We start from the raw sequence: 24,315 nt of genomic DNA on the forward strand, positions 1-24,315 counted from the left end.
CTTTCTCTCTTTCGGTCTGCCTATTCTTCCTGAAATCTGTTCTTTAGGGACGCAATCATCGCTTGTGCGGCAATGCTCAGATACAAAACTCCAATTTCATAGATAAAGTCGCGGTCGATTACGATAAAGTATTCTCTAACGTGTGTAAAAACCAGTTCCATCAAGTCCCTGTACAGTGGATCATCAAAGGGCTTGAACCGCGTAAACTTGCTTTTGGCAGCGTCCCATGTCATAGACGCTTCGCCCTCAGCACTGGTCATTGCCTCACAGAGAATCATGCTGACGCCCATTTTTCCGTTGCCGGTCAGGAGTTCTCCTTCGTAATAGCTGAGTAGGTCTTTCTTGCGTCGAATCGGAATTACATCGCAGTTGTCATCCAGCTCAAATGCAATCAGCTCCGCAATCAGTTCCCGCCAGACTGCATAACCGGCGTTAATGGTTCCGTCCTCTTCGCGGCTTATGGTATCGTCCATGCAGTATCGCTCAAAGAAATTATCTCCGTCAATCTCGTTGCAGGTGCAGAAGATATGCGCCAGCTCATGCAGAAGAATGTGTTTCAACTCTGCCGGATGACGCGCTATGTCTGTGCGCAGAAGGATTCCGTCCGCGCCGTCTCCTGTGCCGACGAATGCAGAGGCGTGAAAGTCAAAATAGCCGTCCTCTGTATATCGGTCTTCCAGCCGGGCAGGGAAATACTGCTTGCAGAACTGCTCAAAGACTTCCTGCTGGTTTTCCGTCTGAAAGCAGCGCAGTACAAGGTTGTCCTCACTGAACTCTGCCCCCAAGCGTTCGTTAAAGATGGAAGCGGCATAGAAAAGGGCTTCTTTATAGTCGTCGTTGTTCATCTAATTACTATCCTTCATCCTCATTCACCCCTCCGGTCTGACATTTTTCAGGAAGTCAGAGTGCGGTACATAAGGCAAGTTGAGCTGCCAGCCCATGCGGTTCAGTTCGTTGAGCTTGATCAGCATCAGGTTGATGTTTGTTCCCATTGCAGCCGAGAGCTGCACCACATCGTAGTCCTGCTTCATCAGGTCAATCAGCTCATCATCGTCAATGATCAGGTGTGAGGCAAACGCATTCGCCTCATATTCGTGTTTTGTGCGCATATCGAACAGCACGAACTCCGGGAGCGGTTCGTTTCCTTTGGCAAGATCACGGTGAAAGGTATCATGCCCGATCTCGTGACCGCAAACCATTTGCATGATCAGATACTCCATGTTGGAGTTCAGAAGAATATGCCGCTCTTTATGGCGGTAGGTGTACATTCCGAGCAGATCGTTCAGATTGTCAAGAAAATGGAGATGAATGCCCAGCTCACGGGCAATCTTCAAGGTATCTCTTGTTCCACAGCTTTTGACAATGCTGTTCGCCTTTTTGTATATTTCCTCGGAGCGAATTATCACGGGACCTTCACCCCTTTCATGTTGAAAACAGTCAAAGTAAATCCGTCAAGAAACCGAGACGCAGACAGTTATTCCTCTGCGTCCGTACCGGTCTTCTTGTATTTCTTCGGCGTGTATTTCTCAACATTCCGGGCTTTGGATTCCCAATATATATCCTGCAACGCCTTCATCACCGCATCCTTGTCCTGCTCGGACAGCGTACCGCCCGCAAACAAGCCGGACATCCCTTCAATCAGGTCCTTTGCCTGTTTCATGCCACGGGAGCCGTACTGCTCGGATGCCTGAACCACAAACTCTTCGTCCTCGGTCAGCAGATAGTTCACATCTACCTTGAAGTATTCCGCGATTTTTCTGTAAGCGTCCTTGGTACGGGGGAAGGAAATGCCGTTCTCGTACCGGGTAATCATACGCCTGTTGATCCCCAGTGCATCGGCTACTTCCTGCTGGGTCAGCTTCCGCTTCTCCCGTTCAGCCTTGAATTTCTCTCCAAACGTCATTTTGGTAATCACTCCTGTTCACAAAAAGTTTGCGACATCAAATTGCGCAAGTCTATTGACAAAGGCACTTGAAGTGCGTATAATAATGACTGAGCAATCCAACTACTCATAGTATATCCTGAATTGCTCATCCTGTCAAGGGGCATGAGTAGTTGTACACGAAAAAGTTACATCTTTTGAGCAGTTCAAATGGACAGGCATTTATGCTGCCGAAGATCATCCATACCGGCATACACCGGTATGAGGGAACAGGAGTGAGAAAAACGGAAATGGCTACACAGTACAGAAAAGCATACGTCCCGGTTACGCTGGATGTGGACAAGGAGGGGACAATCCTTCCTCGCCTTATCTGGTGGGACAACGGTGTAATCTTTCAAATCGACCAGATTCTATACAAATGCCGCGCCACATCCAAAAAGGTTTGGGGCGGAGGCATCCGTTACACAGTTCAGATTCGCGGAAAGGAGTCATTTCTTTTCCACGAAGGAGACAAGTGGTTCGTCGAAGCAAAGGAGGACAACTGCTCATGATTTTATCCCAGCGCCAACTTGAAGAAATTGCAGCCTCAACAACGAAGGACTTCAACCGGTTCTTTTTCGGGGATGAGGCGGACAAGCCCGACCGATCAGCTTTGCCAACACCCATTGATCAGTTTGCAAAGAACTATCTCGGTCTTCGCGTATCATTCGCCCGTCTCTCGCCGGACGGAAGCATCTGCGGTGTCACTGCCTATGCCGACACTGAGTACAAGATCACGGAACTTGGTATTACGCGCACACTGGCTTTGAAGCGTAATCAGGTCATCTTGGACGAGAGCTTCATTCGATCCGGAAATGTGCAGCGGCTCTGCGCCAAGCGCAGATTTACCCTTGCCCACGAGTGCGCCCATCAGATTCTCTTCCAACTGGAATCGGAAGAGGTAAAGGCGTCCTGCGAAATGAAATATTCCGCACGGACAGCCTATACGCCGCGAGAGCTGAAAACCCGCGAGGACTGGAACGAGTGGCAAGCAAATGTCTTGGGCGCGGCGATCCTGCTTCCTCAAAAAGAGGTTGACCTGGCAATGCGTCGGTTTGCAGAAACGCCGCTGATCAATTACGAGGGGAGGTATTCGTATGGTGATCACTTAACGCTGCGCCTTTTCTGCCGGTTGTTCGGTGTCTCCAAGACAACGGCGTCTATCCGCCTTCGTCAGCTCGGCTACATGGTAGATCGTCCATTCAGTGAGTATGTTGACCCATTGGAGGTGTGGTAATGAAGAGAGCATCCATTAGGGTTCAGGAACCGACGCCGGAGCTGATCGAAAAAATCCGCAGGGCAAGAGTTGCCATTTCCCAGCAGAAGCCCCGATACCTGAAATGTCCCTATTGTCAGCATAATGCCATTGCTGTCTACGAGGACACGAGGGGTCATGTAGAATCCAAGTGCAAGAAATGCGGGCGGATCACAGTCTTTGATGTGCTGAATATGAGAAGACTGCGACCGCGTACCAAGTAAGAACCGGAGGACAAGCCTCTGTTCTAAAATAAAATATATGTCATAGCTGAGCTGTGGAGCCGCCTGATAGGTGAAGTCATCCTAATGCCGCATGAGACAGAGTTTAATTGCTCTGTTTTATCGGCATGGGATTCAAACCTCACCGTCATGCGGCTCTTTTTCTGCCTTCACCCTTCCCGCTGCTCCCGCGCAGCGGAAAGGATGAACAATGAAAATCCCTAAAACCCCTATCGCGTTCGATTACGACCTCTGGACTACGGAGGACGGCAAGTGCATGGTGCGCGTGAAACGAACCGGCGAAGTTTCCGAGGTTGACCGCAAGGTTATGAGAATCCTTCGCGCAGAGGAAAAGCGGATCAGACGCTCGTATGGCTCTGACAACACCTCTGAGGATGAGGACGGCGCAGAGAAAATTTCTGATACCGTGCTGTCCCTTGACGCTATGCCGGAGGACGATGTGAAGTCCGCTGCATGGCTGGCAGACTCCCGCGACTGCATGGAGGAACTGATCACCGCTCTCAAAGAGAAGGAGCTTCTTTCCATTCTGACCGGGAAGCAGCGCGAATTGTATCTTGCGATGACCCGTGAAGGACTGACTCTTCGAGAGTTTGCCCGAAGGAAAGGCATCGGCATCAGAGCTGCATTTGACCTCAAAGCAGCGGTGCAGAAAAAATTTCAAAGAATTTTTTGAGCGGTACTCAACAAACGGCAAAAAGATGTCCGTTGTAAAGTGAAAGGGTCAATCAGACCACTTCACTGCTCCTTGAAAACTGAATAGTTCAGTGCTGCGGATCTTTCCGCTTCTGCGAAGCAACACAGCTTCCGACGCCAAGACCTCCCGAAAGGGAGTGAGCGACCTCCGGAGAGCTATAACAGTCGTGTGGTGCGGCTGCTTGCGACGATGCAGATGCCGGGTATAATGATACTTCCGTCTTTTCTTTGAATGGGCGGCTCGGAGCGATCCTCGGAGGGGTGAGAGTCCCATGATACCGATTGACCATTGGTAGTCCGCAGCATTCCCGGAACTGCAAAGTTCTTCTGGCAGGGGCGCGAGCTGCAAATATGCCGGACAATGAAACAAACCCAAAAGAAACTTACTATATAGTTTCAGGATGAAAACTATGTGGCAGAGTGTCTTCACAAGATGCTCTGCCATATCCTTTTGTCCTGAATATTTCCACGAAACAGGAGGTGCTTAGAATATGATGGGCATTGAAACAATGAAAAGCGTCAGCCCGAAAACGGTTGACCGAAGCACACTCGTTCAGAGAAGCAGCATCCGGCTTGATCCTGCGGCACCGCGCGAGGACAGGCTGAGGGAGTTCATCAAGCAGATCAGAAATCCCTACTGTTATCTGGACGGGAAAACTGTGGTGAAGATCAGCTTCGCCGCGACGGACACGACAATGGAAGATTGTCTGGAACACTATCTGAGAGGTCTTTGATTTATGAACAGTCTGAATCTTTTCACCCGGTTCTATGGACAAGCGATTGAGCCTGTGGTATAATGAAATCGGTCAAAAAAAGAAGAATACGGATTAAGCCGCTTGCCTAGATGGTCATGTGGCGTTTTCGTGTTCCTCTCATAAGAGTTGAAGCAAGCCTTCGTCTTTCTGATTTGATGTACCACACCAAACAGAAAAACGGAGGTTATTTTTATGCCAGACAAGGTTTACCGCACGGCGATCTACTGCCGCCTGTCCCGTGAGGATGGAGACAAAGTAGAAAGCAACTCCATCGCCAGCCAGAGAGCCATCTGCGAGGACTATATCGCAAGACATGAGGATTTGGAGCTTGTCTGTGAGCCGTTTGTGGATGACGGTTACAGCGGCGTTTCCTTCAATCGTCCTCAGTTCAAAAAGCTGGAAGAGGCAATCCGCAAGGGTGCGCTTGACTGCATTGTGGTCAAGGATCTCAGCCGATTCTCAAGAAACTACATCGACGGCGGACGTTACATTGAGAAGATATTCCCGCAGCTCGGCATACGCTTCATCGCAATCAATGATGCGTATGACAGTCTGACCGGTGATCCGCAGTCCGACTCCTTTGTTATCCCGTTCAAAAACCTGATTAACGATTCTTACTGCAAGGACATCTCCATGAAAATCCGAAGCAGTTTGGACGTCAAGCAGAAGAGCGGTGAGTTCGTCGGCTCGTTCGCGCCTTACGGCTACATGAAATCACCGGAGAATAAAAACCAGCTCATCGTGGATGAAGCGGTCAGCGAATATGTGCAGATGATCTTTTCCATGTACAAGGACGGCTTCTCCATCGGACGTATTGCAAAGCGTCTGAACCAGATGGGCGTCCTGTCCCCAATGGAATACAAGCATTCTGCCGGTGTGAAGTTTGATACCGTCTTCAAAACCGGCGATACCGCAAAATGGACATACAAAGCCGTCCAGCGTATTCTCACCAACGAGGTTTATATCGGCGTTCTGGCTCAGGGCAAGCGCGGCACTCCCAACTACAAAGTCCGCGTCGTGAAAAGCAAGGATGAATCCGAATGGGTCAAGGTTGAAAATGCGCATGAAGCTCTTGTGTCCTACGAGGACTTCATGGCAGTCAAGGTCATGATGCAGAGAGATATGCGCTGTTCACCCGATCAGGACGAGGCGCATCTGTTTTCCGGCTTCCTGTTCTGCGGAGACTGTCAGCAGCCAATGATCCGCAAGACCGTCCCGTCGAAGACAAAAAAGTATATCTACTACGTCTGCTCCACCAATAAGCACAGCCGGACGTGCAGCCCGCACAGCATCGCCGCAAAAGAGGTTGAAGAGAAGGTCTTCCGTGCCATTCATGACCAGATCGAGCTTGTCATCAATCTGGAACACGCGCTTGCGATGATAGAACGGCTTCCGTCTCAGAGCCGTAAGGCTTTCAATTACGAAGCTCAGATCGCCAAAATCGAGGAAGAGATTGAACGGTACCAAAAGCTCAAGCTGGGGCTTTACGAGAACTTCATCGGCGGCGTCATTGATAAATCGGAATACTTCGAGTTCCGCAGCAGCTACACCAAAATCATTGAGGGCAAGCAGGACGCGCTTCTGCGGGTCAAAAAAGAAATGAAGCAGACGGTGACAACCGGCACGACTGAACGGAACTGGGTAACACTTTTCAAGCAGTATGAAAACGTCGAAGAACTGAACCGCCGTGTGCTGATGTCCCTTGTTGACCGCATTCTGATTCACGAAAACCATGCAATCGAAATCGTCTTCAAGTACAAGGACGAATACCAGCAGACGCTTGAATACGTTCTCGGCTATGCCGATGAACTGGATATTGCCGTATAAAGGAGGGATGAGCAAATGGCAAGAAAAAGCAGAAAACAAATCGCAGTTGAAGAGCCGGTTATCGAGTCTGTTTCTTCCGAGGTCTTCTCAACAGCCATCTATGCCCGTCTTTCCGTTGAAAACAGCGGCAAGTCTGAAAAGGTGGATGTCATCGCAAATCAGATTGAGATTTGCAAGTCCTACATTGCAGAGCGTCCCTACCTGAATCTGATAGATACCTATGTGGACAACGGACGAACGGGTACGGTTTTTGATAGACCGGAGTTCAACCGTCTGATGAACGACATCCGCACCGGCAGGATCAAGTGCCTTGTAGTTCGTGATCTCAGCCGGTTCGGGCGTGACTATATTGAGGCAGGAACCTATCTGGAACGGGTCTTCCCGCAGATCGGGCTTCGGTTTATCGCCATCAAAGAGAACTACGACAACTTTGATACGGACGGTTCCGGCGAAAGCCTCATTATCCCTCTGCAAAACATGATCAACACCCTTTACTCGAAGGACATCTCCCGCAAGGTTTCCACTGCGCTCAAGGCACAGATGGAAAGCGGAGACTTCAAGAAACGCAACCTTCCGTATGGTTATCGCTGGGATGAGGAACACAGCAATATGGTTTTCGATGAGGAAACCGCGCCGATTGTCCAGAAGATTTTCCAATGGAAGATTGAAGGGCTGTCTCTTCCGGCGATTGCAGACCGGCTTGATGCAATGAACGCACCCAATCCGGAGTTTCAGAAGTATCAGGTCGGCGTCCGCACTGGCAATGCCACGGCAAAGAAGATTTGGAACAAGTCTTCGCTCACGTCAATTCTGGATAATCCCCATTACGTCGGAGATACCGTTCTCGGACGGACGCTGAACGCCATCTACAAGGGCGTCAAGAATCAGCATATCAACCGCGAGGAATGGATCGTCTTTCCCAACACCCATGAGGCAATCATTTCCCGCGAGGACTTTCAGAAGGTAAGAGAGCTGCGCGACGCTGCTGCAAGGACAAGGGTTGAGAAGATGGAGCGCACGGAGGAAATCCGCGCTACGCTGATCAATCTCTTTGAAGACAAAATCGTATGCGCGGACTGTGGCAGAAAGCTCTATTTCCATCGCAAGCGCGTTGACAAGCGCAAGGACGGCGCATGGTACGCCTTCTATGAGTGCAGTTCATCCGTCAAGCGCGGCAACCTCTGTACGCTGCACTATACGCGGCAGGATAAGCTCGAAGCCGATGTGCTTGCGGCGATCCAGCTTCAAGTCAAGGCGGCTCTCAATTACGACAAGCTGCTTGCCAAACTGAGAAACAGTGAAGGCGAACGCAGCATCCGCGATCAGCAGAATGCGCTCATCACAAGCCTGAATCTGAAACTCAGCGGCATCTCCAAGAAGCGTACTCGGCTCTATGAGGACTTCACAGAAGGCATTCTCGATGAAGAGGAATACGTCTTTGCCAAGAAAGCCTACGATGAGCAGTATGCTAACCTTTCCCGGCGGTTGGATGAAGCGGTTCAGCGGAAGGTAAAGTTTGCCGAGGCAATGTCCGAGGACAACAAGTGGCTCACGCTGATGAAATCCGTCAGCGGTGCAACGATGCTCTCTCAGGAGTTAGTTGACGAGTCCGTAGAGCTTGTGAAAGTCCATGAGGACGGCTCAATCGAGCTGGTCATGAAATACGGCGATATTTACGCTCTGACCGTTCAGAGTATCAAGGAAGTACAGGAGGCGATGTAAATGAGCAAGGAATACAACATCGGCATCTACATCCGCCTCTCAATGGCTGATGAAGATACCGGCTATGGCAGCAAGGCGGAAAGTGACAGCATCGGCAACCAGCGTATGCTCATCAATCGCTTTCTCGACAATCATCCGGAGTTGTCTCACTGTCAGCGGTCTGAGTTTGCGGATGACGGTTATACCGGCACGAACTTTCACCGTCCTCAGTTCACGCAGATGATGGAGAAGGTCAAGCGCGGCGAAATCGATCTGATCTGCGTCAAAGACTTTTCCCGCTTTTCTCGTGACTACATTGAAACGGGAAACTATCTGGAATGCACTTTTCCATTCATGGGCGTCCGCTTTATTTCCATCAACGACGGCTATGACAGCGACGATTACAAAGGCACAACGGGCGGTCTGGAAGTGGTTATGCGCAGCATCATCTACGCCGCATACAGCAAAGACCTTTCCGTAAAGACCACATCGGCAAAAATCCAGATGATGAAGCAGGGCAAGTATGTCGGTGGCTACGCCCCATACGGCTACGTCCTGCATCCCACCATTCGGAACAAACTTGCCGTAGACCCGGAGGCGGCTGATGTGATCCGTCGTATTTTCCGCGAGGCGCTGGAAGGCAGCAACACCTCTCAGATCGCCCGCAGCCTGAATGATGAAGGCATCCCGACGCCGGGGCAATACTTCAAGAGCAAGCATCCCGACAAGAAGAAGTTCAGTAACATGAGCGAGAAAATCAGTTGGGAAACCGTGATGGTCTATAACATCCTCAAAAACCTTGTTTACACCGGAACACTGGTCAGCCGCAAAATGAAGTCCTGCGGTGTCGGCTCAAAAAAGCGTGTTGTCAATGAGCCGATTATCGTAGAAGGAACGCATGAAGCTATTATCAGCAAGGAAGACTTTGAGCTTGCTCAGAAGGTCATTCGAGGCGGAGGACGGAATCCCACGCGCAAGCAGCATGACTATCCGCTCAAGGGACTCGTCCGCTGCGGTAACTGTAAACGTGCTATGACACGCCGAAAGAACAAGGCTGGCATTCGATACTTCCAGTGCATTCACTCGGTCAACAACGGAAACACAGACTGTCCGGTTGGCAGGAGCTTTCCGGAAATGGATATTGAGAAGGTTGTCTTCCATGCCCTTACTCAGTTTCTTGCTTTGGCACAGAAGGAAGCAATACAGAACCGCGAAGTCGGTGATCTGCGGAAATCTGCCATCAAGGAATGTGCTGATAAAATCCGCACTCTGCAAAAGCAGAACGAGCAGCACAAGGCGTCCAAGCTGAGGCTCTACGAGAAGTATGCAGCCGGAAGCATCACGAAGGAGGCGTACATTCAGCAGAAGGCGGCAGCGGATGTGAAGATTGCTGAAAACGATGGAGCAATCCAGCGCAGTCACGAGCGGATGAAGGAGCTTGACTCCGAGACCGCCTGTTCAGATGAAAAGCTGGATGCGGTCTGCGAACAGTACGCCGACTGCAAAGCTCTGACCTATGAGCTGACCCACGCATTCATTTCTGCGGTCTACATTTACGATCTTGACAACATAGAAATCGTCTGGAAGTTCAAGGACTTCCTCACTACATCTGAAGGAGAAGCCAAATGAAAGTATTTCTTTATATCCGCGTTGCCTGTGCGGATCAGCTTGCGGAAGCAGACCAGCGGGAAGAGCTGGAACGCTATGCGAAGGACAAAGGCTATGAGGTGGCTGCTGCTGTGGCGGCAGACGGCATCTCCGGCGTCCATACGGAAGGTATCATGAACTTCCTGCTGAACGAAGCCAAGCGTCAGGACATCGGTACGATCCTCACCCGCGACACCTCGCGAATCAGCCGGGACACTTCCTCTTTCATGAGGTTTGAGCGAAAGTTCCGGGAGAACGGCATCCGGTTCGAGTATCTGTCCAAGCCTGACAACGAGCTTCCGGTCACTCCGATGTTGGAGGCATTTGCGGCGGCGTATAAGAAGCGTCGCACAAAGAACGGCACAAGAGCGTAGAGAAAACGCAAGCCGTTCACGGGTGGTTGTCCACCTATGAACGGCTTGTAAATTCTCAAAATTTTTTTAGTCCCTACTTGACACAAGAAGATATGAGCCGCTTAGGACGAAATTATCTGCAAGTCGGTTTTTATACGGAAGTTCTGTTCCCACAGAAAAACGTCCGATTCCTTGCAATCAACAACAGCATCGACAGCAACAATGCTTCAGACAATGATTTTGCTCCGTTTTTGAATATTATGAAGAACATAAGCTGTTTGGGAAGGGTGTTCTGCTGAATCACTCTTTTTCGACAAAGCGATGCGGTTCAATCGCAAACCGTTTTCATAGAATGTTGTCAGGTGTAGGCCCGGACTGCGGATGCAGCCGGGTCTTTTCTTTTTCCCATTATACCACACCAACGAAGCGGTAAAAGATTTTAATGTCCTGGTGACGCTGACCGTCTATGATGGAGCGTTCCCCGATCTCGATGTGGTCAATCAGTTCCTCAACGATTTCCCGGTCAAGCTCCTGCACATCCAGATAGCGGCGGACGATGCCTGCCCACTGCCGGATATTTTCAACTTCCTGCCGGGCTTTCCGTTCCTCTGAAAGAAGTGCGTCCAGGCGGTCTGCCTTTTGGATGCGTTCCTGTTCGCTTTTTTGAATCAGGACAGCAAAGGTGTCGCCATTGATGGCACCGCTGACTTTATCCTCATAGAGCTTGGCGGTCATGTGTTCCAGCTCTCCGATACGCCGCCGCAGTCGGCTGATTTCCAGCTTGGAATCCTCCTGCTTCGCCGCGCTTTCGGAAAGTATCTGCTGTTTCAGCTTGTCCAGCACCGCGTTTTCATCCTGCGCCACCGCCTGGCTGTGCGCCCTGATTTCATTCAGCACCAGCGTTTTCAGCGAGATTTCATAAATCCGATGCCAAGAACAGGCGCTGTGTCCGGTGGTGGAAAAGTGGGAGCAGATATAGGAAACATATCGCTTGGATGTCCCGTTTTTTCTGCGCTGGGTCTCGCGGGTGGCTGCCAGAGGATGCCCACAATCGGCACAGACCAGTTTGCCGGTGAACAGGGCGGGCATAGGGGCGGCATGGTTTGCCACCTGTTGTTTGACTGCCCGGTTCTTTTCCTGAACCGTTTCCCACAGTTCCCGGTCAATGATTGCTTCGTGGGCATCTTCGTGGCAAATCCATTCCGTTTCCGGCTTCTGTATCATGGTCTTGTCCTTGTAGGAACGGGAGCCGGTGCGGTTCTGTGTGACTATGCCGAGATAAACCGCATCGTTCAGAATGTTTTTCACCGTGGCACAAGCCCAAAGTTTGGAGTATTTGCAGCCGCCTTTTTTCCCGTAGTGCAGTTCCCAATACCAGCGGGGAGAAAGGATGCCTTTCTTGTTCAGCGCCGCCGCAATCTTACCGTAGGCCATGCCGGAACAGCGCATCTGATAGATTTCCCGCACCACAGCGGCGGCTTCTTCATCCACCACCAGCCGGTGTTTATCTTCATCACTCTTGCGGTATCCGTAGGGAGCATAGGCGGTCAGGTATTGGCCGCTTTTCTTTTTGGCATACAGCACCGATTTGATTTTCCCCGACAGGTCTTTCAGATGGTAGTCGTTCATCAGACTGCGGAAGTGCAGCATATCGGTGTTGTCACCCTCGCTGTCCAGACAGTCCAGCACAGACACAAACCGACAGCCAAGGGACGGAAAAATCACATCCGTATAGCGGCCTACCTCTACAAAGTCACGCCCCAGGCGGGACAGGTCTTTGACCAGGATCAGGTTAATCAGGCCGTGACGGGCATCCTCCAACATTTCCAAAAATCCGGGCCGCTGAAAATTTCCGCCGCTGTACCCATCGTCCCGATAAGTCTTGACCTCGATCCAGCCGTTGAGCATGACAAATTTGGAGAGGATTTCGTGCTGGTTTTCTATGCTGGCGGATTCATCACCGGGGATATAGTTTTTTGCCTTTGCGGAATTGGAGGCATCGTCTACACTCAGGCGGCAGTAGATGCCGACCTTATATTGCTTCTTCAAGTGGCTGCCTCCCTTCTTCCTGCACCAGCGCCGCGTCCACATTTCCGACATAGCGGTAGTAGACGCGGAGGTCACAAACCCGCTGTCCATTGATTTTTTGGGTTTCTCCCACCTCAATGCGGTCCACAAGTTCAAAGAGAATGGATTCATCCAGCTCCGTGATCTCTGTGTACCGACGGATCATGGTAAGCCAGCGGTTCGCATCCGTGCGGTTTTCCAGATAGCTTTTGACTTTGCGTTCCAGCTCCGGGATTGCTTCGGACTTTTCTGCCCGTTCCGTTTCGTACTTGTGCATTAAGGTCTGAAAAACAGTCTGTGGGATGGTTCCGGCGCATTTATCCTCGTAAAGATTCTGCATCAGCCGTTCCAGCTCGGAAAGCCGCGCCGTATATGTTTTCAGCTCCTGTTCACAGGAGGAAAGGCGGCTTTTGGCTTCTTTATCCTTTAAGCGGATAATCTGCCGGACCAGCTGCTCCGGGTCATATTCCGCAAAACGGGCCTTTTCCCGAATGTCCTCCAACACCAGCTGGGTCAGCACATTCTCATAGATGGTGTGGATGGTGCAGGCTCCTTTGCCGCTGCGGGAGTAGTTGCCGCAGATAAAGGAGCTGTATCGCCCCGGCGTTCCGTCTTTATAGGTGAATCGCTCCACCTGATTTCTCATTTTGAAGCCGCAGTCTGCACAGTACACAAGGCCGGTGAAGATGCTCCTGTAACCGTCAGCGGCAGAGGATTTCCGCACCTTCTTTTTGTCAATGCTGACTACGGTATCCCACAGCTCCTGTGAGATAATCGGTTCATGGGTTCCTTCTACACGAATCCATTCTTCCTCCGGTTTGCCCACGAGCTTGCGGGACTTATACGACAGCGTTCCGGTCTTTCCCTGAACCATGTTGCCGATATAAACCTCGCTGCGGACGATATTCTTCACCGTCTGGTCTGCCCATTTGTGGTTGACCCGGCGCGGATCGCTCTGCCCCTTGCGCTGGTAGTACAGCACACCGGGGGATGGGATGCCTTCTTCGTTCAGTGTGACGGCGATGGCGTGAAACCCTGTTCCGGCTGCCCGCATCTCGAAGATACGGCGCACAATCGGGGCGGTGTCCTCGTCGATCACCAGATGGTGCTTATCCGCCGGGTCCCGCTTGTAGCCATAGGCGGGGTAGGTTCCCATGAATTTGCCGTTTTCTGCACAGGCTTTTTTGACTGCCTTGACCTTCTTGCTGGTATCGCGGCTATAAAATTCATTAAATAAGTTCAAAAAGCACATGACATCGGTGCTGCCATTGGTGCTTTCTGTGTCAATGCCGTTGTTCAGAGCGATAAACCGACAGCCCAGGGATGGGAACAGGTAGTCTGTGTACTGTCCAAATTCGATGTAGTTACGGCCAAAACGGGACAGGTCCTTGACCAGAATCACATTGATCCGCTTGGCCTTGGCGTCCTCAATCAGCCGCTTGACCCCAGGACGGTCAAAATTCGTGCCTGAATATCCATCGTCGATATAGGTATCAATTTCATTCCAGCCCCGTTGCCGTACATAGTTCTGAAGCAGCAGCTTCTGGTTTTCGATGCTGACGGATTCCCCGTCGCGTTCATCGTCGTTACTTAAACGGCAGTAGATGCCGACGTTGTATGTTTTTGTAGTCATCTTTATTTTTCCTCCCGACAATCCAGATTCCATACCTCGTGCGGCGTGATGGCTCCACAGGGAATATCCCTGTATGAACATCGTAACGGAAAATCCATCGCCGCGCAAGTATGCGGCAAAGCCGGGAGGATGGTGTGACTATGTAGCTGTGTGTGCGGAGCAGCTGGCAGGTGTGGAAACCTCCGACATGGCGCGCCGGACAGCCAGCTGCTCCAAAGTCTTTCCCAGCTCCTTTTCGCCCGAAAAAAAGCTGGTCACACGGTAAATGGTTTTCCCGATTTTCACCTCTTTGTAGGAGGTTGTGGGGGTAATCTTCTGATCCATATTGACGCACCTCCAGTCAAAAAACCTGTTTCTTCATAGGATCTGAGGAAACAGGCTGTCTCAATTCATATAAAGGAAAGCAGCCGCACCGATAAAATCGAGGGTATATGCTAACCAATCAATCGGTACGGCTGCTGTATTGTAGTTTGGTTTATGCTCGCCACATTTGCCACGCACCCCTGACGATGGGGACATTCCCGGTCTCCGCTGGCGCGGCTGTCATAACTCCGCAGCGTCGTTTTACTCGTGCGCCGCAGGGTTCCTCCCAAGTCTTTAGGAGGCCGTGAGGAAGTATCTTTAAGCCCCCATGCAGTCATCGCGCCCCGAAATGCCGCTTTCGAGGTTCAGGCTGGCGTTGATCGCTCGGAACAGTCCTGTTCATCACCTCCTGGGGCTGTCCATCTTCGCGGCGCGCCTGATTCGCTCGTACATGGGTTATGTACCGGAAATGCCGTCTATTCAGTTGTCAAGCTGCAAAGAAGGGTCAAAAGAAGATAGGTCCCTTCAATGCGTAGGCGTTGGGAAAGGCCGTTTGTCACCCTTGCTGCAAAATTTTTTTGATTTTTTTTAAGCGTTTATAGATCACATTGCGAGAGCATCCCCACATTGCCGCTATATCTGTCTGCCGGTATCCGTCCACAATGAGCAGGGTCAGCAGTTCCAGATCGTCCTCCGGCAATTTGCAGAGCCGCCGGTACAGCAGTTCATCCTCCAGGGAGGACAGCCAGCCAAACCGCCGGGAATCCACATCGCCGGTGTCCCAGGTGCAGGACAGGGATTCAAATTTTCGGAACAGGCAGGACTGCTCGCTCTCGTCCTCACACTGTTCGCTGGGAAGGGCCTGTACGCGGTTCTGATAGGTCCGCTGGCTGCAAAACCAGGTCCAGTCATATTCCTTCATGGCCGCGATCTGCCTATCGTCCATACCGGCTGCGCGGTATTCCTGTTCCAGCCGGGTCCATTCTGCATCAAACTTCCTTTTCTCATATCCATAGTGAAAGCCCATAGTTTTCCTCCATTTCGATTCAGGCGTGGTTGACGGGTGAATCGAATGGAGGTGGGGACCGGCAGCGGTACACATCGGGAGGTTTCCCTAAAAATCGACAATAAGAAACGCCAGCTTCTCGCAATGAGAAACTGGCGCAACAAAAAACACCATGATTATGCTGATTTATATGGATTGATAATACTGATAGATAACTATAATATCCCGGAGGAGGGCCTATGCTTTTTTTAATTGATATATGTCATAGCTATTACAAATGAATATTGCAGACATGGCGGTATCCTCCTATACACCGCCCATGCTGATTGCTGAGGGTCATCTGGAGGTCTGCTTTTTAGCAAAAAGAAACGGCGGCCTTGATCTACTCAAAACCGCCGTATCGTCAGTGATACAGGAAAGCGCACGAAATCCTCTGCCCGTCAGCGGTTTTTTTCTTTTCCCCGCTGTGGAGGCAGATGTTTGAATATGTAGGCTCGTTTCATTCCACAAAGAACAGAACCCGCCGGATCAGCTCCGGGATATTTACCGGGGCGGTGATATAGTCGTTCACGCCCTCATGCCGGTATTCATATTCCGTGGCAAGGTCGTTGTTCTCGGTGAGGATAAAGAACGGCAGAAGCCGGACAGGGGGATTCTTCATTTGGAACATCCCAGCCACCCGCCGCAGCGTATGAAACAGCTCCATTGCTGTGCCGTCCGGCAGTTCCAGATCGCACAAGATCAGGTCTATTTCCTTATCCTCAAAAATCCGGTGCTTGGCCTCCCCAATCGAGGGAACCAGAATCAGGTCAAAGCCCTTTTGCAGCATAGCCGCCCGCAGCACTTCGGCGCTGGTATCTTCCACATGGACAAAGAGCAGCTTGTGAAAAGTCGGGGCCTTTTCGCCGGATAACTGCCGGTAGGCATATTCCACCAGCTTATCTTGCAGCAGCCCTTTCATTTTGTCCATGCACAGCGTCGCGCCCCGGCGCTTGGCCTCCTGTTCGTAGTCGTCCTTGTCATGGCAGGACGCCAGAACAAAAGGCAGCTCCTTGTCTGCGGCCCGCACTTCGTCCAGAAAGTCCATGCCGGAACCATCCGGCAGGTCGAGATCACAGCAGACCACCAGCGGCATTTCCTCTTGGATGGCAGCCCGCGCTTCTTTCAGCGTACAAGCCGTTTTCACCGGGTAGCCCCGGTGCTGTAAGTATTTTTGCAGACACCATGTATAGGTGTCGCTGTCGTCGATCAGCAGTATCTTTTTCATGTGTCCTCACCCCCAATATTGATTTACCACAAGCATAAACTACAAATGTTACACAAATGTCCGAGGTGCCTTTGATTTCGACAGAAAAACAGGCTGAATTGTTACAACGCTCGGACATTTCAAAAATTTTTTTGAGAAATGGCGAAAAAAGCGGGGCAGCACACGCCGCCCCGCCGATCCCATACGGCTATTCCATCGTCCTGATTTGCTCAACAAGAGATTGCTTTTTCAGATTTCCAGTTGTGTAAGAAATCAAGGTGAATTGCACAATCAGCAGGATTGCTAAATATATCAATACGATCAGCCACGGAAATGAATAGTAAAAGTATGGATTCATCGTTTTCACAACTACCTGTACGGATAGGAAGCCCAGTCCAGTCCCCAAAACCAATGTTACAAGCGTAGCAAAAACTGAATACATCAACCCCTCATAGCACAGCATTTTGATAAGCTGCTTTTTACTCAAACCAATCGCCTGTAACATTCCAATTTCCTGCCTACGGGATAAGAAGTTTGTGATTGTCGTATTGACAAGGTTGATTAAAGAAAAGCACACAACAATAACAGCCACGATCAACAACACCCCGAAAGAAAGTTGTTGAAGTCCGCTATAATAAGTGATACTTTCTTTTATGGTTTCCATAACCAAATCGCTATTTCCGTCTATCAGTTGATTTAATGCAGCTTCAACTGTATCAAATTTTTCCATATCGGTAATTACAGAAATCGTACCTGTGCAATCTATCCCGGTCGCTTCATTCATAAGCTGCTCCGGAAGCGCAAAGCATTTTGAGAAGCCGGAGTAAGAATATTCGTTTACAATGCCCATGACGGTATAGGTCTTTGTGCGAATTTGGCCGGATTCGGTTTTATAGTCCACTTCGACGGTATCACCCAACGCGGCCTCAATATCATAGAGATCGGCACGCTCTTGAAGCAAGACAATTCCATTGCCTGCCACCAGTTCATCATAATCAGTCGTTCCCGCAATTCGCTCTTTCTCCAAATTCTGCTGTTCATCTCGGCAAAAGCCCTGAATCCATTTTCCAGAATTACCATTTACACGATATTCTGCGTCCGTGTAATACCAGTGCTTGATTCCTGTAACGCCATCAATAGATTCTACTGCATTTACAAAATCGGCATTTAGAAAATTCTTTTGCTGCAATCCAGACAAAGAAATACCAGCAGTGTCCCACGATTGATTTGCGTTGAGCTGAATGTTAAATTCACCGACAGGGAACGCCCTGCCTCTTGCCTCTGCAACGCCATCATAGGAAACTAACATTGTCGAAATCAATACAACCAATACTCCGCCGAGTGAAAGAGAAAGTATTGTTAAAGTGGACTTTGCCTTTTGTCTGGACAGATTCATTTTAGCAAGTGAAGCAGGCGTTATTTTACGGTGCAACACGGAACTTTCTTTCATCTTCCCCTGATAATCGGAATATCGCAATGCTTCCAGCGGAGATACTGCCGCAGCTCTTTTTACAGGAGTATGAATGGCAATCATCACAATAATAAATGCAAAAAGGCCAACCCCGGCCGTCACACATAAAGTAGTCAGCCAGTACCAACCGGCAGGAATCAGGAAGTACCCAATCACATTTCCAATAACCAGACCAATCGGGATAGCAATGGCAGCAAGTAATTTTCCCTCGCGGTAAACCATCTTTTTGATCTGTTGTTTTGTAGTTCCGATTGTGCAAAGCTGTCCATAGTTACGGATACTGCTTGCTACTGAAATATAAAAAATCGAATAGATCACAATGCCAGAACCAATGAAAGTTACAAAACCGATCAAGAAATAGAACAGCATATCGCTTCCGTGATTTTCGTCCTTTAAGTTAAAATATGTGGAACGGACAATCACATTATCATCGGAAATTTTTAATTGCTGCGCCAGAGTGTTTGCATAGTTGGTGGCTTCTTCCTCGCTCATATTTTGAGCGCCTTTCAGCCCAATGTAATAATCAATCATGCCCTCGTCGCCATACTGCTGTCTTACTAATTCTTTCGATATAATGGCTGTATAGCGCCCAATATCGCCGGTTTTCACATCTAAGATTCCCGTCAATTTGAAATCATGGGTAGTGCCGTCAGAAAAGGGGATTTGAATTGTCTGCCCCAATTCATTTGAATAGCCCAAACTATCCAAAAAGGATTCCTGTACTACAATTTCATTCTCCGAAGCTGGTAAATCTCCCGAATAGGGCATACTTTGGGATTTTAGCATATCTGCATTTGCATAAGTAAAATTCACGGTTGAATGGTTTACCTGTTCAGAAAATGCGTTAAAAAATTCCCCAACCCACGCAATTTCTTCTTGCTTGTATAGTTCCTGTCCCTGTTGTTCAGAAATCGCATGATACATAATCTGCGCTGTTTTTTGGTTGCGGTTCTGCGTTTCCTGCATAACCCCAAAGCCATAGAGGACAATAGCAGATAGCAATGCGCTGGCAAGTGCAATCGTCAAAACAATAAAGATATTTCTTTTTCGATTTGCCGATATACTGCGGTTTGATATGCGCTTTACTATGGCGCTGGTATCATTTTCAAAAGGCCATGTCATAGCCTGTCACCTCCTTACTCCACAATCTTGCCGTCCTCAATGCGGACAATCCGATCTGCAAGGCGGGCTATGTCGTTGTTGTGGGTAATCATCACAACAGTTTGCCGGAACTCCGCACTGGTGCGCTTGATAAGCCCCAGCACCTCGGCGCTGGTCTTGCTGTCAAGGTTGCCGGTCGGCTCGTCGGCCAGCACGATAGCCGGTTTGGTAATCAAGGCGCGGGCAATCGCCACACGCTGCTGCTGTCCGCCGGAAAGATTGTTCGGCATATTTTTTAGCTTATCTTCCAGTCCCAGCAGGTGAACGATCTCGTCCAAAAACTTCTGATCCACCGTGTCCCCGTCCAGCTCCACCGGCAGGACGATGTTCTCATACACATTCAGGATGGGAACAAGGTTATAGTTCTGGAAGATAAAGCCGATGTTGCGGCGGCGGAAGATGGTAAGCTGTTCGTCGTTCATTTTCGACAGCTCTTTGTCCCGGACAATCACATTGCCGGAAGTAGGGGTGTCCAGCCCGCCCATCATGTGAAGCAGGGTAGACTTGCCGCTGCCGGAGGTTCCCACAACGGCCACAAACTCGCCGTCCTCCACGGAGAAGTTCACGCCGTCAAGGGCGCGGGTGATGTTCGGCTCTGTGCCGTAATACTTTTTCAGGTCGATAGTCTGTAAAATGCTCATAAAATTCAATCCTTTCTTTGTTTGTTGTAAATGCGGAACGCTGCTGCGCCGGTGGCCGCCAACTGTACCAGAATCAGCACAGCGAACAGGCCGAAGCTCTCATAGTAGAATAGTTCATCCCAAAACAGGAGAACATCACAGAGAGCAGTCAAGGCAACCGTCCAGCGGATGTGCCGGGCCAGCCATTGCCGGAACACCAGCACAAGGACAACGGGTGGGACGATCAGCAGCACCAGATTCAAAATCAATGTCGGGGTCAGTTCCATTGCGTTGCCTCCTCACTTTTGTTGATAAGGTCATTGTAAAGCCCAAATGTCCGCGAAATGTTACAGCGGCCAAAAAATTTCATTGAAAATCGGGGTGAAATGTTACAATGCTCGGACATTTCAAAATTATTATTCAACTATCCTTAATCGAGCTACAATACTTGTTTTTCTAAAATAGCGAAACGAAACATGAGGAACTATAATCGCCACAACGCAAATAACAATTCCCTCTAATATCAACGGGAAAATCGTAGGCTGTATTGTAAACAGCCATAAGTCAGGTTGATTAAAGAAAGTAGGAAGAATTGTATTTGCAACAATAAGAGAGAGAGGTAAACCCATTACACAAATCAGAAATGCGTAAAACAATCCCTCCAATACTGTCAATTTGTTAATTTGTTTTTTCGTCATTCCGATGCTCTCTAATGTAGCAAATTCCCGTTGCCGGTTTATAATGCCAGTTATAATGATGTTGGAAAAATTCACAAGCCCGATACTTCCTAATAGAAACCCAATAAGGCCACCTATGATAAAAATAGTTTGTTTTAATCCATTCATAGTTTGTGCCAATGTTTCAGACGATGCGTATTCAACGGTAGGCAAAGAATTGATGTACTCGGTCGCTGGCAAAAAGTGTTCTTTTTCCACATCAAACACATAACTCATTATGGCTGGATTGTTATACAATTCCACAAACATCTCATTACTCATATAGAAAATAGGACAATCGCCGCCAACATCAGTGTAGCCAACATTCTTACCCGGAGATTCTACCAATGAAAAATCAACCACTGCACGCGCAATTACCGAAACCGTTTTATAAGGCAATCCATCTTTGTAAATGGTAACTTCCTGATTGAGCGGACAAAGAAATTCAGGAGATTCATTTGGGTTGATCGCTGAAATTTCTATAACATAGTTTCCACTTTCCAAATATGAGGTTAGTTGCTGTATATCTGTTTCTCCCTCAATGAAATTCAATTTAGGAAGTATTGATTTTTCTACCCCGTAAATATTGCAAAGAGGTCGATAATCAACACCGAGTTTTACTGGATAAGTTCTGCCATCAACCATACCACTTCGTATAAGGTGATTATCTTCTGTGTATTCGTCTAATACTTCCGTGACCAAACTACCATAATCATAAGTAACACTGACATCATCCAAAGTGTTTTTATAAATTCGACTTCCGTTCAGCACAGGAATATTATTTTCAATATCAGATATGATTTCATTACTAACAGAATCATCTTTAAATCGAAAACCTTGCACATTAGAAAATGTGTTTGGGCTTGCCACAACAAAATCAAATGAGGTAACAGAAGATACATATTTTTTAACATCAACACTATTTCCGATTGCGATTGCACTGTTTAGGAGAATAATGCAGAGTATCATGGATAAGACGATAAATATGGTACGCTTTGAATTTCTTCTTAAATTTCTCCATGCCATTTCTGTTATTCTATTCTTAAACGAAAGACGATTCTTGTTGGCACTATGATAATTGTCTTTTTCATAGTATCTGGTTGCCTCAATGGGCGAAATCGTAGCTGCAATTTTGAATGGTTTCTTTATGCTCACCCAAACAGTAATTGCACTAAATATCCCGGCAACGACAAAAATAATAGGATTAAAACTCAAGTTCACAGAAAGATTGTGATACTCGCCTTTCATAAAATTAAGAATCCACGGAAGCATAAGTATTCCTACTATATATCCTAAAATCAACCCAATAGATATACCAATTATAGACAGCCAAAATGCTTGCTTATAAACAATTCGCTTGATTTGCTTCTCCGTTGTTCCGATTGTTCTTAATAAGCCATATTTCTTTATTTCTTGAACAACAGAAATCTCAAAAATATTGCGAATGAGCAAATAGCCCGTTATTACAAAAATCATAATAAAAAACAGGGCTGCTATTATGGCAATCCAATTTACAGATGTACCAGTGGACGGGCTGGTTCCCCTAATTTGCAAAATAGTTGTCTGTATAGACTGGATCGCTCCAACACATAAAGTCGTTACAGAAGTAAAAAGCATTGATGTTAAAACGATTGCTATTACAGCAACAATATTTCGTAATTTGTTGGCTTTGAAGCTTCTTTGCGCCAGCTTCTTTGTAATGGCGCTGGTGTCATTTTCAAAAGGCCATGTCATAGTTGTATCACCTCCATATTTGATAAAGCTATTGTAAAACCCAAATGTCCGCGAAATGTTACAGCGGCCAAAAAATTTCATTGAAAATCGGGGTGAAATGTTACAACGCTCGGACATTTCAAAAAAATTTACGGCGGGCAGCCGGAAATGGCCGTCCGCCGCGTTCTATTTAGTCGGCAGCATAATGGAAAATTCCGAACCCTTGCCCGGCTCCGAAACCACTTTGATATAGCCGCCCTGCCGCGTTACGATCTCACGGGCCAGATACAGGCCAATGCCCACGCCCTGCTGTTCGTGTACTTCTTCCTCACGATAGAAGCGCCGGAAGATGGCGGCCTGATTGCTTTCGGAAATGCCTTTGCCGGTGTCGGTCACTTTGATCTCCACATACATTTCCCACAGCACCACCGACACAGAGATTTTTCCGCCTGCCGGGGTGTACTTCACCGCATTGTCCAGCAGGTTAAAGAGGGCTTCGGATGTCCACTTGCTGTCATGGAAAACGGTCAAATCCTCCGGGCAGTCCACGGACACGGCGATTTCCTTTTTCTCCGCTGCATACACGATCCCACTCATGGCCTGCGCCACGGTATCAAAGAGGCGGCTCAGCTTCTTGTCCAACTGGATCACGCCTGTTTCCAGACGGGAGGTTTTCACAAGAGCCTGAAAGAGAAAGTCCAGCTTATCCGTCTGGCTGCGGATTCCCCGGATAAAGTCGGTGCGCTCCACCTCGGTCATGGGCTTTTCCAGCAGGGTGTCCGTCGCCATTTTCAGATTGCTTACCGGCGTTTTCACCTGATGGGAAATATCTGATACAAGGGTCTGTAACTCCTGCCGTTCCTCGTCCACCCGGCGGCGGTTCTCCTGCATGATCTGGTAGAGCCTTGCCAGCCGGTGTCCGATTCTGGCAAGCTGGGTTTCGCTGTCCTCTGGCCGCTGGGGTGCTTCATTTCCGGCGATCATGTGGTCTAAGGTCTGGCACAGGTCAGCGGTAAACTGCGACAGCCGCTTTCCAAACGCCTGCGTCAGTACAAAAATCCCCACAAGGGCGCACAGCAGCAGCGCCCCGCCCGTCAGCAGCACCGCCGTCTGTTTTGTCACAAAAAACAGGGCTATGGTGATCCCGGACATGGAGAGGACAAGCCCTATTGCCACCCGGCCAAACAGCCGCTTTACCGAGAGGTTTTGAAACTTCATTTTGCCTCGCCTCCCGTCCATTGATAGCCCATGCCGTAAACGGTCTTGATGTAGGGCGTGCCGCCGTCGGATTCGATCTTACTGCGAATCCGGCTGATGGAGGTTGTCAAGGTGTGTTCGTCCACAAACCTTTCGTCTATATCCCACAGCTTTTCCAAAAGCTGCCCACGGGTCAGCACTTGACGGGGATTTTTACGGAACAGGTTCAGCATTTTGTACTCCATCGGGGATAGGGTCAGGGGCTTGCCGTTTAAGGAAGCCGTCTGCTCCGAGAAGTCCAAAAACAGCCGCCCGTCGTCGTAAATGTCCTTGGCCGGTTTGTGGTGTTCCAGCATGGCGAACATAGCTTTGATTTTTCGCTGCAAGGCCCCGATCACAAAGGGCTTTGTGATGTAGTCCACTGCGCCCACCTCATAGCCCCGTATCTGGTCGCTCTCCTGATCGTTGGCGGTCAGGAAAATCACGATGGTGTCCGGGTGCTGGGGCTTTATCAGCTTGCACAGCTCAAAACCGTTGCCGTCCGGCAGGTTGATGTCCAGCAGCACTAAATCAAATTCCCGCTGGCGGATGGCGTCGGCTGCGGTTCTGGCATTTAGGGTAGAAGTCACGCCGTAGCCGTCTGCGGTCAGGTTATAGGCCAACATCTTATTCAAAAAACTGTCGTCCTCGACAATTAAAATCTGCTTCATATCCTCACTTCCTCGCTTTTTGCAGATAGTATAACAGGCAAATGTCCGCGAAATGTTACAGCGGGCAGTTTTTTCAAA

General features: G+C 49.1%; 22 protein-coding genes. 8 read left to right on the forward strand and 14 right to left on the reverse strand.

The window, feature by feature from the left end:
• Positions 1-20: 20 nt before the first annotated feature.
• The 3 genes from P0G09_RS07115 to P0G09_RS07125 all read right to left on the reverse strand — a co-directional run bounded on the left by P0G09_RS07115 (position 21) and on the right by P0G09_RS07125 (position 1,903).
• Positions 21-845 carry a hypothetical protein gene (locus tag P0G09_RS07115; protein WP_275252319.1) on the reverse strand — a complete coding sequence of 275 codons (825 nt, stop codon included), beginning with the start codon at positions 843-845 and terminating at the stop codon, positions 21-23.
• Between the two features lie 24 nt (positions 846-869).
• Positions 870-1,334 carry an ImmA/IrrE family metallo-endopeptidase gene (locus P0G09_RS07120; protein WP_223385148.1) on the reverse strand — a complete coding sequence of 155 codons (465 nt, stop codon included), beginning with the start codon at positions 1,332-1,334 and terminating at the stop codon, positions 870-872.
• Positions 1,335-1,474: 140 nt separating this feature from the next.
• Positions 1,475-1,903: a helix-turn-helix transcriptional regulator gene (locus P0G09_RS07125; protein ID WP_005934745.1), complete on the reverse strand. Its 429-nt coding sequence runs from the start codon at positions 1,901-1,903 to the stop codon at positions 1,475-1,477.
• A 203-nt stretch (positions 1,904-2,106) separates the two neighbouring features.
• On the opposite strand from P0G09_RS07125, the gene P0G09_RS07130 reads away from it, so the two are divergent.
• The 8 genes from P0G09_RS07130 to P0G09_RS07165 all read left to right on the forward strand — a co-directional run bounded on the left by P0G09_RS07130 (position 2,107) and on the right by P0G09_RS07165 (position 10,415).
• Complete coding sequence (locus tag P0G09_RS07130; protein WP_148336701.1) at positions 2,107-2,433, forward strand: hypothetical protein; 327 nt, start codon at positions 2,107-2,109, stop codon at positions 2,431-2,433.
• Entirely contained in the window at positions 2,430-3,158 is a 729-nt protein-coding gene (locus P0G09_RS07135; RefSeq protein WP_008816141.1) for an ImmA/IrrE family metallo-endopeptidase, read from the forward strand. Before P0G09_RS07130 ends, P0G09_RS07135 begins: the two co-directional genes overlap by 4 nt.
• A 450-nt stretch (positions 3,159-3,608) precedes the next feature.
• The gene (locus P0G09_RS07140) at positions 3,609-4,091 is read left to right on the forward strand and encodes a hypothetical protein (RefSeq protein WP_008816140.1); all 483 of its coding nucleotides are present in this window, start codon (positions 3,609-3,611) and stop codon (positions 4,089-4,091) included.
• A 511-nt stretch (positions 4,092-4,602) separates the two neighbouring features.
• Entirely contained in the window at positions 4,603-4,845 is a 243-nt protein-coding gene (locus P0G09_RS07145; RefSeq protein WP_008816138.1) for a DUF6870 family protein, read from the forward strand.
• 213 nt (positions 4,846-5,058) lie between these two features.
• Positions 5,059-6,693 carry a recombinase family protein gene (locus P0G09_RS07150; RefSeq protein WP_275252320.1) on the forward strand — a complete coding sequence of 545 codons (1,635 nt, stop codon included), beginning with the start codon at positions 5,059-5,061 and terminating at the stop codon, positions 6,691-6,693.
• Between the two features lie 15 nt (positions 6,694-6,708).
• Positions 6,709-8,415, forward strand: a complete 1,707-nt coding sequence (locus tag P0G09_RS07155; RefSeq protein WP_147561309.1) for a recombinase family protein — start codon at positions 6,709-6,711, stop codon at positions 8,413-8,415.
• Complete coding sequence (locus P0G09_RS07160) at positions 8,416-10,023, forward strand: recombinase family protein (protein ID WP_147561306.1); 1,608 nt, start codon at positions 8,416-8,418, stop codon at positions 10,021-10,023.
• Entirely contained in the window at positions 10,020-10,415 is a 396-nt protein-coding gene (locus P0G09_RS07165) for a recombinase family protein (protein WP_147561304.1), read from the forward strand. The genes P0G09_RS07160 and P0G09_RS07165 overlap by 4 nt, the downstream gene beginning before the upstream one ends.
• A gap of 387 nt (positions 10,416-10,802) precedes the next feature.
• Here the strand turns inward: P0G09_RS07165 and P0G09_RS07170 are convergent, their stop codons facing one another.
• From P0G09_RS07170 to P0G09_RS07220, 11 genes are all read right to left on the reverse strand, one after another.
• Positions 10,803-12,443 carry a recombinase family protein gene (locus P0G09_RS07170; protein WP_227061340.1) on the reverse strand — a complete coding sequence of 547 codons (1,641 nt, stop codon included), beginning with the start codon at positions 12,441-12,443 and terminating at the stop codon, positions 10,803-10,805.
• Positions 12,427-14,094 carry a recombinase family protein gene (locus P0G09_RS07175; RefSeq protein WP_227061338.1) on the reverse strand — a complete coding sequence of 556 codons (1,668 nt, stop codon included), beginning with the start codon at positions 14,092-14,094 and terminating at the stop codon, positions 12,427-12,429. The genes P0G09_RS07170 and P0G09_RS07175 overlap by 17 nt, the downstream gene beginning before the upstream one ends.
• A gap of 138 nt (positions 14,095-14,232) precedes the next feature.
• Positions 14,233-14,418: a hypothetical protein gene (locus P0G09_RS07180; RefSeq protein ID WP_227061336.1), complete on the reverse strand. Its 186-nt coding sequence runs from the start codon at positions 14,416-14,418 to the stop codon at positions 14,233-14,235.
• A gap of 535 nt (positions 14,419-14,953) precedes the next feature.
• Positions 14,954-15,424, reverse strand: a complete 471-nt coding sequence (locus tag P0G09_RS07185) for a sigma factor-like helix-turn-helix DNA-binding protein (RefSeq protein WP_227061334.1) — start codon at positions 15,422-15,424, stop codon at positions 14,954-14,956.
• A 478-nt stretch (positions 15,425-15,902) separates the two neighbouring features.
• Positions 15,903-16,670 carry a response regulator gene (locus P0G09_RS07190; RefSeq protein WP_227061332.1) on the reverse strand — a complete coding sequence of 256 codons (768 nt, stop codon included), beginning with the start codon at positions 16,668-16,670 and terminating at the stop codon, positions 15,903-15,905.
• A gap of 187 nt (positions 16,671-16,857) precedes the next feature.
• Positions 16,858-19,242 carry an FtsX-like permease family protein gene (locus tag P0G09_RS07195; RefSeq protein WP_227061330.1) on the reverse strand — a complete coding sequence of 795 codons (2,385 nt, stop codon included), beginning with the start codon at positions 19,240-19,242 and terminating at the stop codon, positions 16,858-16,860.
• 14 nt (positions 19,243-19,256) lie between these two features.
• Positions 19,257-19,922, reverse strand: coding sequence for an ABC transporter ATP-binding protein (locus tag P0G09_RS07200; RefSeq protein ID WP_002586598.1), 666 nt, complete (start codon positions 19,920-19,922; stop codon positions 19,257-19,259).
• A gap of 5 nt (positions 19,923-19,927) precedes the next feature.
• Positions 19,928-20,188, reverse strand: coding sequence for a hypothetical protein (locus P0G09_RS07205; protein ID WP_016317326.1), 261 nt, complete (start codon positions 20,186-20,188; stop codon positions 19,928-19,930).
• A 129-nt stretch (positions 20,189-20,317) separates the two neighbouring features.
• Positions 20,318-22,351: an ABC transporter permease gene (locus P0G09_RS07210; RefSeq protein WP_275252321.1), complete on the reverse strand. Its 2,034-nt coding sequence runs from the start codon at positions 22,349-22,351 to the stop codon at positions 20,318-20,320.
• Between the two features lie 165 nt (positions 22,352-22,516).
• The gene (locus tag P0G09_RS07215) at positions 22,517-23,548 is read right to left on the reverse strand and encodes a HAMP domain-containing sensor histidine kinase (RefSeq protein WP_275252322.1); all 1,032 of its coding nucleotides are present in this window, start codon (positions 23,546-23,548) and stop codon (positions 22,517-22,519) included.
• Positions 23,545-24,237 (reverse strand): response regulator transcription factor, encoded by a 693-nt coding sequence (locus P0G09_RS07220; protein ID WP_044946407.1) that lies wholly within the window; start codon positions 24,235-24,237, stop codon positions 23,545-23,547. The genes P0G09_RS07215 and P0G09_RS07220 overlap by 4 nt, the downstream gene beginning before the upstream one ends.
• Positions 24,238-24,315 lie beyond the last annotated feature (78 nt).

This window comes from Faecalibacterium sp. DFI.5.82 (assembly GCF_029076575.1).
Classification (GTDB): Bacteria; Bacillota; Clostridia; order Oscillospirales; family Ruminococcaceae; genus Faecalibacterium; species Faecalibacterium duncaniae.

Excerpts from the sequence above, each read along its gene's own strand:
- P0G09_RS07165 (WP_147561304.1), top strand. The coding sequence starts at position 10,020 with ATGAAAGTATTTCTTTATATCCGCGTTGCCTGTGCGGATCAGCTTGCG.
- P0G09_RS07115 (WP_275252319.1), bottom strand. The coding sequence starts at position 845 with ATGAACAACGACGACTATAAAGAAGCCCTTTTCTATGCCGCTTCCATC.
- P0G09_RS07155 (WP_147561309.1), top strand. The coding sequence starts at position 6,709 with ATGGCAAGAAAAAGCAGAAAACAAATCGCAGTTGAAGAGCCGGTTATC.
- P0G09_RS07190 (WP_227061332.1), bottom strand. The coding sequence starts at position 16,670 with ATGAAAAAGATACTGCTGATCGACGACAGCGACACCTATACATGGTGT.
- P0G09_RS07160 (WP_147561306.1), top strand. The coding sequence starts at position 8,416 with ATGAGCAAGGAATACAACATCGGCATCTACATCCGCCTCTCAATGGCT.
- P0G09_RS07145 (WP_008816138.1), top strand. The coding sequence starts at position 4,603 with ATGATGGGCATTGAAACAATGAAAAGCGTCAGCCCGAAAACGGTTGAC.
- P0G09_RS07210 (WP_275252321.1), bottom strand. The coding sequence starts at position 22,351 with ATGACATGGCCTTTTGAAAATGACACCAGCGCCATTACAAAGAAGCTG.
- P0G09_RS07195 (WP_227061330.1), bottom strand. The coding sequence starts at position 19,242 with ATGACATGGCCTTTTGAAAATGATACCAGCGCCATAGTAAAGCGCATA.
- P0G09_RS07135 (WP_008816141.1), top strand. The coding sequence starts at position 2,430 with ATGATTTTATCCCAGCGCCAACTTGAAGAAATTGCAGCCTCAACAACG.
- P0G09_RS07150 (WP_275252320.1), top strand. The coding sequence starts at position 5,059 with ATGCCAGACAAGGTTTACCGCACGGCGATCTACTGCCGCCTGTCCCGT.
- P0G09_RS07200 (WP_002586598.1), bottom strand. The coding sequence starts at position 19,922 with ATGAGCATTTTACAGACTATCGACCTGAAAAAGTATTACGGCACAGAG.
- P0G09_RS07215 (WP_275252322.1), bottom strand. The coding sequence starts at position 23,548 with ATGAAGTTTCAAAACCTCTCGGTAAAGCGGCTGTTTGGCCGGGTGGCA.
- P0G09_RS07175 (WP_227061338.1), bottom strand. The coding sequence starts at position 14,094 with ATGACTACAAAAACATACAACGTCGGCATCTACTGCCGTTTAAGTAAC.
- P0G09_RS07205 (WP_016317326.1), bottom strand. The coding sequence starts at position 20,188 with ATGGAACTGACCCCGACATTGATTTTGAATCTGGTGCTGCTGATCGTC.
- P0G09_RS07140 (WP_008816140.1), top strand. The coding sequence starts at position 3,609 with ATGAAAATCCCTAAAACCCCTATCGCGTTCGATTACGACCTCTGGACT.
- P0G09_RS07220 (WP_044946407.1), bottom strand. The coding sequence starts at position 24,237 with ATGAAGCAGATTTTAATTGTCGAGGACGACAGTTTTTTGAATAAGATG.
- P0G09_RS07185 (WP_227061334.1), bottom strand. The coding sequence starts at position 15,424 with ATGGGCTTTCACTATGGATATGAGAAAAGGAAGTTTGATGCAGAATGG.
- P0G09_RS07180 (WP_227061336.1), bottom strand. The coding sequence starts at position 14,418 with ATGGATCAGAAGATTACCCCCACAACCTCCTACAAAGAGGTGAAAATC.
- P0G09_RS07130 (WP_148336701.1), top strand. The coding sequence starts at position 2,107 with ATGCTGCCGAAGATCATCCATACCGGCATACACCGGTATGAGGGAACA.
- P0G09_RS07125 (WP_005934745.1), bottom strand. The coding sequence starts at position 1,903 with ATGACGTTTGGAGAGAAATTCAAGGCTGAACGGGAGAAGCGGAAGCTG.